Origin of the sequence: Streptomyces curacoi (assembly GCF_001513975.1) — a bacterium.
GTDB classification, from domain to species: Bacteria; Actinomycetota; Actinomycetes; order Streptomycetales; family Streptomycetaceae; genus Streptomyces; species Streptomyces curacoi.
On sequence record NZ_KQ947994.1, the window covers coordinates 223,024 to 234,563 of the forward strand.

11 protein-coding genes are annotated in these 11,540 nt (G+C 71.1%); 4 read left to right on the forward strand and 7 right to left on the reverse strand.

The window, feature by feature from the left end; all coding sequences use genetic code 11:
- Positions 1-29 precede the first annotated feature (29 nt).
- Positions 30-770 (reverse strand): DsbA family oxidoreductase, encoded by a 741-nt coding sequence (locus AQI70_RS32450; RefSeq protein WP_062156021.1) that lies wholly within the window; start codon positions 768-770, stop codon positions 30-32.
- A 214-nt stretch (positions 771-984) separates the two neighbouring features.
- Between AQI70_RS32450 and AQI70_RS32455 the strand changes: the two genes are divergently transcribed.
- A complete protein-coding gene (locus AQI70_RS32455; RefSeq protein WP_062156056.1) occupies positions 985-2,427 on the forward strand; it encodes an MFS transporter in 1,443 nt (480 codons plus the stop codon).
- Between the two features lie 55 nt (positions 2,428-2,482).
- The gene (locus AQI70_RS32460) at positions 2,483-3,427 is read left to right on the forward strand and encodes an oxidoreductase (protein ID WP_062156022.1); all 945 of its coding nucleotides are present in this window, start codon (positions 2,483-2,485) and stop codon (positions 3,425-3,427) included.
- A 63-nt stretch (positions 3,428-3,490) separates the two neighbouring features.
- Here the strand turns inward: AQI70_RS32460 and AQI70_RS32465 are convergent, their stop codons facing one another.
- From AQI70_RS32465 to AQI70_RS32490, 6 genes are all read right to left on the reverse strand, one after another.
- Positions 3,491-4,546, reverse strand: a complete 1,056-nt coding sequence (locus AQI70_RS32465) for a ketoacyl-ACP synthase III family protein (RefSeq protein WP_062156023.1) — start codon at positions 4,544-4,546, stop codon at positions 3,491-3,493.
- 86 nt (positions 4,547-4,632) lie between these two features.
- Positions 4,633-5,850 carry a 3-hydroxybenzoate 6-monooxygenase gene (locus AQI70_RS32470; RefSeq protein ID WP_062156024.1) on the reverse strand — a complete coding sequence of 406 codons (1,218 nt, stop codon included), beginning with the start codon at positions 5,848-5,850 and terminating at the stop codon, positions 4,633-4,635.
- 205 nt (positions 5,851-6,055) lie between these two features.
- Positions 6,056-7,141: a DUF6081 family protein gene (locus AQI70_RS32475; protein WP_062156025.1), complete on the reverse strand. Its 1,086-nt coding sequence runs from the start codon at positions 7,139-7,141 to the stop codon at positions 6,056-6,058.
- Positions 7,142-7,148: 7 nt separating this feature from the next.
- Positions 7,149-7,763 (reverse strand): NAD(P)H:quinone oxidoreductase, encoded by a 615-nt coding sequence (wrbA, locus tag AQI70_RS32480; RefSeq protein ID WP_062156026.1) that lies wholly within the window; start codon positions 7,761-7,763, stop codon positions 7,149-7,151.
- Positions 7,764-7,886: 123 nt separating this feature from the next.
- A complete protein-coding gene (locus tag AQI70_RS32485; protein WP_062156027.1) occupies positions 7,887-9,377 on the reverse strand; it encodes a multicopper oxidase family protein in 1,491 nt (496 codons plus the stop codon).
- A gap of 81 nt (positions 9,378-9,458) precedes the next feature.
- A complete protein-coding gene (locus tag AQI70_RS32490) occupies positions 9,459-9,734 on the reverse strand; it encodes a hypothetical protein (RefSeq protein WP_062156028.1) in 276 nt (91 codons plus the stop codon).
- A 242-nt stretch (positions 9,735-9,976) separates the two neighbouring features.
- Between AQI70_RS32490 and aroA the strand changes: the two genes are divergently transcribed.
- Both aroA and AQI70_RS32500 read left to right on the forward strand, forming a co-directional pair.
- Positions 9,977-11,239 (forward strand): 3-phosphoshikimate 1-carboxyvinyltransferase, encoded by a 1,263-nt coding sequence (gene aroA / locus AQI70_RS32495; protein ID WP_062156029.1) that lies wholly within the window; start codon positions 9,977-9,979, stop codon positions 11,237-11,239.
- A partial coding sequence (locus tag AQI70_RS32500) for a chorismate synthase (RefSeq protein ID WP_159042721.1) occupies positions 11,236-11,540 on the forward strand: 305 nt, incomplete at its 3' end. The genes aroA and AQI70_RS32500, both read left to right, overlap by 4 nt.

Sequence of the window (11,540 nt, forward strand, 5' to 3'; positions counted from 1 at the left end):
AGGGCTCCCTTCAGGGAATGCGAAACGGATCAGCCGGCCTGGGTAGCGGCGCCGGGTGCCACCTTGTCGAGGACGTCGAGAAGTTCCCCGGCCCAGTCCCGTGAATAGGAAAGGAAGTTCGGGAATCCGCCCTCGTAGGGATTGCCCGTCCACCGGAAGACGGCTCCCGGGTTGTGCACATCGGTGCCGGCGGCGGTGAACAGGTGCGGGCTGCCCTGTACCCGGGGCCCGCGGGCCACGGCGAGGTCGCGGTGGATCGCCGCGCGTGCGGTGCCGCGCTCCAGGGCCGCGGCCAGCGCCGCCTCGTCGACCAGCGGGCACTCGGCGGCGACGGCGAGGATCTCCGAGGTGATGCTGATGCAACGGCCCTGCCCGTAGAAGGCGTGCCGCAGCGCGCCGTCCAGCTGGTCGCTCGCGGGCAGCCCGCCGACCGCCTCCGCCTTCGCCGCCTGCACCGCCTCCATCGCCGGCAGGGTGGTGACCGGGTAACGCCAGTCCGGGCCCGGCCACATGCGCCAGCCCAGCTCCGGCACCTTGGCGCCGATCGCCACCGTCTCGGCGTCGATGATCGGCTTCGGCGTGGGCTCGGAGTTGAACAGCTCCAGCGGGAAGACCCGGTGGTCGACCAGGACGTCCCGGCCGCGCTCACGGGCGGCGGCGTGCAGGGTGTGCAGGGCCAGGGTCGCCCACGGGCAGCCGATGTCCGACCAGACGGTCACGACGGCCGGGTCGGACGAGTACAGGGATTCCGGGTCGGCCTGCTGGGTCATCACGACGTTCCTCCGGGCTGCGCGTACGGGACGGATCTGGCCGAATTCTGGGCACGGCCGCGTGATCGTCCGCAGGGCGCGCGGAGGACTTTGTCAGGCACCACGGACTTCGTCAGACGGATTTCCGCTACCTGACGAAGTGAACCGCCGCCGATCGACGGCCCTTTGTGTCCTGCCGGAGCATGACTCACACTCGCACGAAAGGGATTTCATGATGTCCGTGCTGGACGCGGAAAACGCCGCGGATTCCGCGGCCCCGCCCCGAATGACCTCGCACCAGCGGGCCGTGCTGGTGCTGCTGCTCAGCTCGACGTTCCTGTTGGCCGCGGACCTTCCGCTGCTCAACGTCGCGATCCCGGTGATCGGTTCGGGCCTCGGCTTCGCGGTCGGGGACCTGCACTGGATCACCACCGCGTTCGCCCTCACCTCCGCGGGTTTCACGCTGCTGTTCGGACGCGTCGCAGACCTCTACGGGCGCCGCCTGGTGTTCGTGGGCGGTATCGGGCTCCTGGTCGCCTCGTCCGTGCTGGGCGCGATCGCCCAGAGCCCGTCGGTGCTGATCGCCGCCCGGGTCGCCCAGGGCATCGCCACCGCGATGGCCACCCCGGCCGCGCTCGCCCTGCTCACCACGTCGTTCCCGGAAGGCCCGCTGCGCGCCCGGGCGCTGGGCGTCAACGGCACGATGATCTCGCTCGGCTTCACCGTCGGCGCGGTGGCCGGCGGCCTGCTCACCGGCCTGCTCAGCTGGCGCTGGTCGTTCCTGATCAATGTGCCGATCGGCCTCGCCATCATCGCCTTCTCGCCCGTGTTCCTGAAGGAGAGCCGGTCCGCCGACCGCCCCCGCATGGACGTCCCCGGCGCCATCACGGTGAGCGCGGGCCTGGTCGCCCTGGTCTACGGCGTCTCCCGCAGCCCCGACCTGGGCTGGGACAGCCCGCTGGTGCTCGGCTGCGTCCTCGCCGGCGCCGTACTGCTCGCCGCGTTCTACCGCATCGAGCTGCGCACCGAGACGCCGCTCGCCTCGGTCGGGATCCTGCGCAGGCCGAGCGTGCGCTGGGGCAACCTGGGCGGCTTCGCCCTGATCACCATGCAGACCGCTGTGATCTTCCTGGTCACCCTGTACCTCCAGGAGGTGCACGGCTACTCGGCGCTCGCCACCGGGGTCGCCTTCTCGGTGCTGGGCGTCTCCGCCTTCCTCGGCGGCGCCTTCGCGCCCCGCGTCATCGGCCGGTACGGCAATCTGCGCACCCTGGTCGCCGGTCTGGTGCTGCAACTCGTCGGCCCGCTCGGGGTGTTCCTGTTCACCGGGGGCGGCGGCGGGATCGCCCTCGTGCTGGCCGCGCTCACCGTGGGCGCCTTCGGCCATGTCATGGGCGTGGTGGCGTACATGGTCACCGCGACCGACGGCCTGCCCGACGACGAACAGGGCCTGGCCACCGGCCTCGCCACCATGACCCAGCAGGTGGCGCTCGCCGTGGGCACCCCCGTGCTGAGCGCCGTCGCCAGCAGCCGCATCCACGCGGTCGCCGCGGACGGCGAGTACGCCGACGCCGTCCTGTCCGGAGTCCGTCTCGCCCTCGGCGTCGACACGCTCATCACCGTGGCCGCCGCCGCGCTCGTCTGGATCTGCCTCGGCCGGGCCCTGCGCCGGGCCTGAGCCAAGTCCCGTCCGGTCCCTGATAAACCCCCGTCCCCATAAGGAGAGTTCACTCATGACCACGCACTCCGCCGTCCGCGCCGACGCCGCGGGCTCCCTCACCCTCGGCGGCGACCTCACCATCCACCGCATGGGATACGGCGCGATGCAGCTGGCGGGCCCGGGCGTCTACGGCCCCCCGAAGGACCGCGCGAGGGCCCTCGCCGTCCTGCGCCGGGCGCGCGAGCTCGGGGTCAACCACATCGACACCAGCGACTACTACGGCCCCTACGTGGTGAACGAGCTCATCCGCGAGGCCCTGCACCCCTACGACGACGACCTGGTGATCGTCACCAAGGTCGGCGCCAAGCGCACCCCGGACAAGGAGTGGCCGGCCGCCCTGTCCCCGCAGGAACTGCGCGACGCCGTCCACTCCAACCTGCGCCACCTCGGCCGCGACCACCTCGACGTCGTCAACCTCCGCATCGTCGCCGAGGCCGGCGGCATCGGCCCCGACGAGTCGATCGCCGAACCCTTCGGCGCGCTCGCCGAGCTGCGCGAGCAGGGCCTGATCCGGCACCTGGGCGTCAGCAACGTCACCCCGGCGCAGTTCGCCGAGGCACGGTCCATCGCGCCCGTGGTGTGCGTGCAGAACGAGTACAACGTCGTCCGCCGCGACGACGAGGCCACCCTGCGGGCCTGCGAGGAGGCCGGCATCGCCTACATGTCCTTCTTCCCGCTCGGCACGTACACGCTGCTGGGCGCCGAGAAGACGCCGGGCAAGGACGCCAAGGTCCCGCTGAACGTGCCGCTGGAGGCCAAGCCCGTCGACCTGGTGGCCGAGCGGCACGGTGTCACCGCGTACCAGGTCGCCCTCGCCTGGCTGCTGCACCGCTCGCCCAACCTGGTGTGCATTCCCGGTACGTCGTCGGTGGCGCACCTGGAGGAGAACATCGCCGCGGCCGGGCTGCGGCTGACCGAGGAGGACCTCGCGGAGCTGGACACCATGCGCGCCGCCTGATCCCCGGACGGCCAAGGGCCCGGACGCTTCGGCGTCCGGGCCCTTCGCTGTCGTACGGCCGTCTCAGTCCGCCACGGGAACCGGCCGCTCGGTGATCTCCAGGACCGCCGTCGTCCAGTTGAAGCCCAGCCCGATGCCGGTCAGCAGCACCCGCCGGCCCGGCTCCAGACGGCCCTCGCGCACCAGGTACTCCAGGCCGCCGAACTGGTCGGTGGCGCCGACGTGGCCGGTCTCCCGGGCCCAGTCGAACACCGTCTTCTCCGGGCCCAGCCGCAGCGGCGTCAGCACCTCCTGACGCAGCATCGTGCGGCCGAAGTTGGGGAAGACGAGGTGGTCGGCGTCGGCGGGCCGGATCCCGGCCTCCTCGGCGGCACCCTCGACCGACCGGATCAGGGCCTGGTTCATGACCTTGAAGATCTCGGTGATCCGGCCGCCGTGCTGCTCGTCGGCGAAGGCCTGCATCCGCTTGATGAGGTCGATCGGATACGCCTCGGCATCGGAGGTGTCGGCGTACCCCATGAACGACAGCCCGGCGCGCTGGGCGCCCTCCAGCTCGGGCCGGCTCTCGGTGACGACGGACACCACGCGGGCGAACCCGCCGGTGCGGGAGAGCACCGCGGCGCTCGCGCCGTCGCCGAACACCAGGCCCGGATGGGTACGCCAGCGGTTCCACACCGGCATCACGAAGCGGTCGGCGGCGGTGATCAGGGCCGCCTGCCGGTCCGTGCCCGCGGCGAGGAAGGCGGCGGCCAGTTCGATCGCCGCCATGGCGCCGTTGGACTGCTGCTTCACCTCGAAGGACAGCCCGTTGCCGGCCAGCACGTGGTGCTGGAGGTAGGAGCCGACGTTCCAGCCGTCCAGGCCGCAGAACCCGCCGGTGGCGTGCAGCAGCAGCCCGAACTCGGCCGGGTCCAGGCCGGAGTGGCGCACCGCCAGGGATCCGGCGCGCGCCGCCATCTCCGGCGGGTTGTCGTCGTCGCCGGCGACGGACACGCTCAGCTGGCCGGTGCGGCGCTGGGTGTCGTCGTCGTACCAGCCGGCCTCGATGGCCTCGTCGACGGGGAGCGGCTTGGGGTACCAGGCCCCCACGCCCGCTATGTACAGGTTGTCGTGACGCATGGGTGGACGTACTCCTCTCACATGGGCATGCGGGAATCGCGGTCACAAGGGCGTGCGGGAATCACCGGGGCAGGCCCGCGGCAAAGTCAGACCGTGCGCCGGATGTCCGGGACCGGGGCGGGGGCGCGGCCGGTGCCGACCTCGCCGCCGTGCAGCCACTGGACCTTCTCGTAGAGGTCCTCCTCCGACAGCGACCGCAGCATGGCGTTACGGGCGTTGGCCGCCTCGCCCGCCGGGTGGTACAGCTGACGCCCCATCTCGCGGGCCAGCAGCTGGGTGGCGGCGGTGCGCTCACGGCGCTCCGCGTTGAACTTCTCGAAGCGCTGGGCGAAGTCGGCCGGCTCGGTGCCGATCAGCTCACCGAGCACCACGGCGTCCTCCAGGGCCTGGCAGGCGCCCTGGGCGGCGTACTGGAGCATCGGGTGGGCGGCGTCGCCGACCAGGACGACCCGGCCGTCGGTCCAGCGGTCCACCGGGTCGCGGTCGCACAGCACCCAGGACTTCCAGTCCCGGCCCAGCTCCAGCAGGCGCCGGGCGGTGCCGCCGAGGCCGGGGAACTCGCCGAGGACGTGCGCGCGCTCCACCGGCAGGCCGAGCACCGCCTCGGTGGCGCCGTCGTCGCGGGTGGCGGCGAGGTTCAGGAACTCCCCGCTGCCGATCGGGTAGTGCACGAAGTGCCACTTGGGCCCCGCCCACAGCGTGACGGTGTTCCAGCGCAGCTCCTCGGGGACCTCCTCCATGGGGATCACCGAGCGGTAGATGGTGTGCCCGGACACCTTCGGGTAGCCGTCGCCCACGAGCTGCTTGCGGACGAAGGAGTTGATGCCGTCGGCGCCGATCAGCGCGTCCGCGCGGACCCGCTCGCCATTGGCCAGCTGCACGGTCACCCCGTCGGCGTCCTGCTCGTAGCGCTCCACCGAGCAGTCGACGCGCAGCTCCACGGACGGCTCGGCCCGGCAGGCCTGAAGCAGCGGCTCGTACAGGTCGATGCGGTGCACCACGGCGTACGGGTTGCCGAAGCGGGCCCGGTAGGTGCCGGTGAGCGGCATCGAGACGACCTTCTCGTCGGTCGTGCCGTCCATGAAGCGGAGCTCGTCGATGTGCACCGCGCGGTCCCGGACCGGGTCGCCGACGCCCAGCCGGTCCAGCGCCTGGAAGGCGTTCGGCCCCAGCTGGATCCCGGCGCCGATCTCGGTGAAGCAGTCCCGGCGTTCGAGCACCACCACGTCGTGCCCGCGCCGGGCGAGGCTCAGCGCGGTCGCCAGGCCGCCTATTCCGCCGCCGGCGATTGCTGTCTTCGGCATTTCCGAGTCCCTTTCCTGTTGTCGGGAGACCCAACAAATGTGTCGGCGCGGTATGCCGAGGGGCAATGAAAGGCGGTTGACTTCGTCAGCTGGCCGAAAAAGAGAAAGGGTCGAAAAAAGAACCGGAAAAAGAAATGAAGCGGCTCCGGCCGGACGGGCGGGGGGTGAACGTCCGGGCCGGAGCCGCTGGTTGTGGTCCGTGAGGTCAGCGTGGGGCCGACGTCACGCCGATCTGGCAGACGTCGAGCCGCGCGCCCTGGCCCCACAGCCGGTGCTGCGGAAGGCCCGCCGGGTCGGCGAACCCCTGCTGGGCCGGTGCGCCGCGATCCGGGTCGTAGTACCGCAGGTCGTCGCTGAGGCGGACCAGGCCGCCCTCCGCGCCCGGCATCTCGGCGTCCAGCAGTGTGAACATGCCGAAGCCGCCGGCGAGTTGCCGGGGCTGGACCAGTTCCTCACGGCCGCCGAGATCGAGGATCAGATGCTTGCGGTCGGCCGGCTTGTACCCGATCCGGTCGACGGACAGGACCGTACGGCCGTCGAGCTTCCACTCCACGGTGCCCGCCGACCTGTCGTACGCGACCGCCAGGTTGTTCACCTGGTCGACCGTGGCCCGGCGGGCCACTGGCAGCGCGTAGGAGAAGGCGGCGTAGTCGGCGCCGGGCCGGGGCAGCCGCTCGTAGAAGGCGTAGATGAAGCCGTTGGTGACGAAGAAGTCGAAGACCATCAACGTCTCGGGATCGGCCGTGTTCATCGCGCCCGCCGCGAGCCTGAGGTCGGTGCGCGGGTTGGCGACCGCGGCGCCGAACGGGTGCCGCTCGGTGCCGAAGGTCCGGGCGGACATCGTCACGTCGATGGTGAGCACCCGGCCCGGCTCGGCGTCGAAGCCGAGGATGCCGGCCTTCGAGGTGTGCCGGGCCAGCGCGAAGAACTTCAGATGGTCGGCCGCCCCGCCGCCGCCCTCGCTCTCCCTGCCGGTGGTGAAGGCGAAGGCCGGCTCACCGGTGCGCGGGTTGACGCCGGTGGGCACCACCCGCAGCCCGGCGGCCGAGGTGGTGGCGATGCCGTCGCCGTCCGGCAGCGCGTCACCGGCCGGGGTGAGGGTCCACTTGGACCCGTCCCCGCTGTGGTCGAAGCCGCCTTGGAAGTCGTCCCAGACGACCCGGTCGCCATCGGCGGCGACCGGGCCGGCGGCGCCGGACGCGGCCGCCGCCGTCACCGGTGTTCCCGGCACGGACGCGGCCGCCAGCAGCCCGAGGAGGACCGAGCGTCTGCGCATCGCGGAACGCCGCATGGCAGGCTCACGCCACCGTGAAGCCGCGCTTGAGCGCCCCGGCGATCTCGACGGCGCGGCGCGTCTGGTGCTCGATCGAGGCGAGGGTGGCCTCGTCGGCGGTCGCGTTGTCGTACGAGACATGACCGGTGCCGTACGGGTTGCCGGTCTTGATGTGGAACTGGACGGCGTCGGTGTAGCCGGGCGGCACGATGATCGCGCCCCAGTGGTAGAAGGTGTTGTTCAGGGCGAGCAGCGTGCTCTCCTGGCCGCCGTGCGTCTGCGACGTGGACGTGAACGAGGTGACGACCTTGTTCGCCAGCTTGCCCTGCGCCCACAGGCCGCCCGCGGTGTCGATGAACTGCTTGAGCTGCGCGGCCGGCAGACCGAAGCGGGTCGGCGTGCCGAACAGGATGACATCGGCCCAGTCCAGGTCGTCCAGCGAGGCGACCTCGTTGTCCTTGGTCTCCGCGTGGTGCGCGGCCCACGCCGGGTTGGAGTCGATGGCGGCCTGCGGAGCCAGCTCGGCCACCTTGCGCAGACGGACCTCGGCATCGGCCTTCTTCGCGGCCTCGGCGGCGGCCGCGGCCAGGGTGTGGACATGGCCGGTGGAGGAGTAGTAGATGACGGCGACGTTCGTCATTCGAGCGTCCCTTTCTGGTATGGATCCGGTGACCGCGGAAAACATTTCCGCAGTCACCGGAAAGGCGGCAATCGAGGCCGGGTTACTTCGTCAGATGTGCCGGGACTCCGTCAGATACGGCCGTCAGGAGACGCGGAAATTGCCCATCATGCCCATCGCCGAGTGGTCGAAGAGATGGCAGTGGTAGACGTAGGTGCCCCGGTACCCGGTGAAGGTGGCCTGGAGTTTCACGGTCTCGCCGGCCAGGATGCTCACGGTGTCCTTGAGGCCCGTCTCGAACCCCTCGGTGACCGGCTGTCCGTTGCGTTCCAGGACCCGGAACATCACCAGGTGCATATGGAAGTTGTGCGGGGCGAGCTGGTTGGTGTTGGTGACCGTCCAGACCTCGGTGGAGCCGTAGGCGATCTCGGTGTCGACGCGGTGGTGGTCGTACGTCCGGCCGTTGATGTAGCCCACCGGGTCGGGCCTGCCGTCCTCGTCCATGCTCAGGTCGAAGCGGCGGTTCACCGTGGCCGGCGGCAGGTCCGGCAGGGTGCGCAGGGTGCTCGGCACGGAGCTGTTGTCGGTGGCGGTGCGGGTGACGTCGAAGCGCATGACCTTGCCGACATGCTCGACCGGCCCGGGACCCAGCCCGTTCTCCAGCACCACCTTGCTGCCCACCGGATACCGTGAGAAGTCGACGACGATATCGGCCCGTTCGCCGGGCGACAGCCGCACCACCGTCGCCCGGTAGGGCTTGGCGAGCAGCCCGCCGTCACCGCCGATCAGCGTGAACTCCGAGCCGTCGGACAGCTTCAGGTCGAAGAAGCGCCCGTTGCTCTGGTTGAAGACCCGCAGCCGGTACTTGCGGGCGGCGACCTCGAAGTACGGCCAGGGCTTGCCGTTGACGAGGATGACATTGCGGTTGGGCCAGTCGTCCATGGCGTACACGAGCTGCCCCGCCTGGTCGAAGCGGGCCTCGCGCAACGCGATCGAGACATCGAACTGCCCGGACGGCAGCGGGAGTTGCTGCTCGGTGTCGTCGGTGAGCAGGTAGTAGCCGGACAGTCCGCGGTAGACGTGCTCGGACTCCTGGTGGTGGGCGTGGTCGTGGAACCACAGGTTGGCGTGCGGCTGCTGGTTCGGGTACGTGTACGTCTTCGAGCCGCCGGGCTGGATCAGGTCCATCGGCCCGCCGTCACTGGACTCGGGGACATGCGCGCCGTGCAGATGCACGGAGACCGGCTGACCGAGGCCGTTGGTCTGCTCGACGACCACCCGCTGGCCGGATCTCGCCTTGATGAGCGGGCCCGGGAACTTGCCGTTGTACGTCCGCACCTTGGTGGTGGGCATGCCGGGCAGGATCGCCGCGGCGACCTCCTTCATGGTCATCCGGTAGTAACTGGTCGTGCCCGACACCGAGTACGGCGCCAGCACCGGCGGAAGCGGCATCCGGACCGCGAACTTGGCGATGCTGCCCGGATCCAGGTCGGCCGTCCCTCCCTCGACGGCCGCCCCACCCCCCTCGACCGCGTCGGCGGTCGCCGGGCGCAGGGCCGAGATTCCGAGCCCCGCCAGTCCGAGGCCGCCGCTGACGGCGGCACCGGACACGAGAAACGAACGGCGTGCTATCACGATTCCCCCCAAGAGATACGCGTCTGGCCGTGCGCGGCACATCAAAGACGCAGTAAGGGAAATCTGGCCGATTCAATCGGTTTACTCTGTCACGTCGAGCCCCACCTGCGAGGACTCGTGGGGTGCGCCCGAGAGCTCTGGCTGGATTCCGCTTCCGGCGCGCAGACACACCCCCGGCGCGGTCAGCGAGATCAGGGCGACGGCGATGCTCTCCATCACTTCCGGGGTGGAACGGGGGATGTGGGCGAGCAGGGTGCTCCCGCCCTCTTTGCCGTCTCCGCCGTTCCCCTTCCCGCTGCCGTGCGGCGGGGGCTCGGCGACGTCGTGATGGGCGTGGATGAAGGACGCGTGGGGCACGATCGACTCCTTCCGTTCCTTTCGGGATCTGTCGACGCTAGGCAGCGCGCGGGGGAGGGGAGCCGGGGCCGGTGCCGTCTGTGTCAGGTCACCGGGACTACGTCAACCGCCCGCATCGCAGCCCGGCCGGAACTGACACAGTGGCCGGGCGTCGGTTGTCCCCCGCTCCCGACGGCGGTCAGCCTGTCGGAGCCCGGGCCGTCCTGGGCCCACCGCAGGAATCGCCGCACGAGAGGACTCCGATGAAGGCACGCATCCCGGGGTCGAAGAGCATCACCAACCGGGCCCTCGTCCTCGCCGCCTCCGCGCACGGTACGAGCCGGCTGACCGCACCGCTCGTCAGTGACGACACCGTCGCCTTCCGCGAGGCGCTGACCGCGCTCGGCGTGCGGGTGACGACGGCTGCCGACGACGCGAGCTGGACGGTGACCGGCCTCGGGCGCGGACCGCGCGGCGGCGGCCGTATCTGGTGCGCGGACGCCGGCACGGCCGCGCGCTTCCTCCCGCCCTTCGTGGCGACCGGCGAGGGCAGCTACGTCTTCGACGGCACCGACCAGCTCAAGGCCCGCCCCCTGCACCCCCTCACCCGGGCACTCACCCGCCTGGGCGCCCGGATCACCGCCGACCCGGCTGCCGCGCTCCCCCTGACCGTCGACGCCGACGGACTGACGGGCGGTGAACTCGCCCTGCCCTCGGGGCTGTCGAGCCAGTTCCTGTCCGGCCTGCTGATGGCGGCACCCCTGATGCGGGCTCCGCTGCGGGTGCGGGTCCACGACCTCGTCAGCCGCCCCTACATCGACATGACACTCGCGCTGATGACCCGCTTCGGGGCGCGCACCGAAGAATCCGGCAACGACCTCTCGGTGGACCCGGCGCCCTACCGGGCGACCGACCTCGCCGTGGAACCGGACGCGTCCACCGCCTCGTACTTCTTCGCGGCCGCGGCGGTCACGGTCCGTGAGATCACCGTCCCCGGCCTGGGACTCGGCAGCCTCCAGGGCGACCTCGGCTTCGTCGACGTCCTCCGCAAGGCCGGCGCGACGGTACGCGTGACCGACGACGAGACCACCGTCATCGGCGGCCCGGCGCTGCGCGGCGGCTTCGACGTCGACATGGGGAACATCTCCGACACGTTCATGACCCTCGCAGCCATCGCCCCGCTCGCCGACGCGCCCATCACGATCCGGGGCATCGCCCACGCCCGCCTGAAGGAGTCCGACCGCATCGCCGCGGTCGCCGAGAACCTGGGGGAGCTGGGTGTCACGACGGAGGTCGGCCCCGACCGCATCACCGTCGTCCCCGGCCCCACCCGGCCCGCACGGATCGCCTGCCACCGCGACCACCGCATCGCGATGGCGTTCTCCGTCCTCGGCCTGCGCGCCCCCGGCATCACCCTCGACGACCCCGACTGCGTCGCCAAGACCTTCCCCGGCTTCCACGCCGAGCTGAGCAGGCTCTTTCCGACCCCGTTCGCCCCTACCGATGACTTTGAGGAGCACCGTTGAGCAGGTTGCGCTGGCTGACCGCGGGGGAGTCCCACGGCCCCGCACTCGTCGCGACGCTGGAGGGCCTTCCCGCCGGAGTCCCGGTCACCACGGAGATGGTGGCGGACCACCTGGCCCGGCGCCGGCTCGGTTATGGACGCGGTGCGCGGATGAAGTTCGAGGGCGACGAGGTCACCTTCCTCGGCGGCGTCCGGCACGGTCTGACGCTCGGCTCACCGGTCGCGATCATGGTCGGCAACACGGAGTGGCCGAAGTGGGAGCAGGTCATGGCCGCCGACCCGGTGGATGAGGACGTCCTGGC

Bases quoted from the DNA above. Each gene is read 5' to 3' on its own strand.
- AQI70_RS32450 (WP_062156021.1), bottom strand. From the start codon at position 770: ATGACCCAGCAGGCCGACCCGGAATCCCTGTACTCGTCCGACCCGGCC.
- AQI70_RS32455 (WP_062156056.1), top strand. From the start codon at position 985: ATGTCCGTGCTGGACGCGGAAAACGCCGCGGATTCCGCGGCCCCGCCC.
- AQI70_RS32460 (WP_062156022.1), top strand. From the start codon at position 2,483: ATGACCACGCACTCCGCCGTCCGCGCCGACGCCGCGGGCTCCCTCACC.
- AQI70_RS32465 (WP_062156023.1), bottom strand. From the start codon at position 4,546: ATGCGTCACGACAACCTGTACATAGCGGGCGTGGGGGCCTGGTACCCC.
- AQI70_RS32470 (WP_062156024.1), bottom strand. From the start codon at position 5,850: ATGCCGAAGACAGCAATCGCCGGCGGCGGAATAGGCGGCCTGGCGACC.
- AQI70_RS32475 (WP_062156025.1), bottom strand. From the start codon at position 7,141: ATGCGGCGTTCCGCGATGCGCAGACGCTCGGTCCTCCTCGGGCTGCTG.
- wrbA (WP_062156026.1), bottom strand. From the start codon at position 7,763: ATGACGAACGTCGCCGTCATCTACTACTCCTCCACCGGCCATGTCCAC.
- aroA (WP_062156029.1), top strand. From the start codon at position 9,977: ATGAAGGCACGCATCCCGGGGTCGAAGAGCATCACCAACCGGGCCCTC.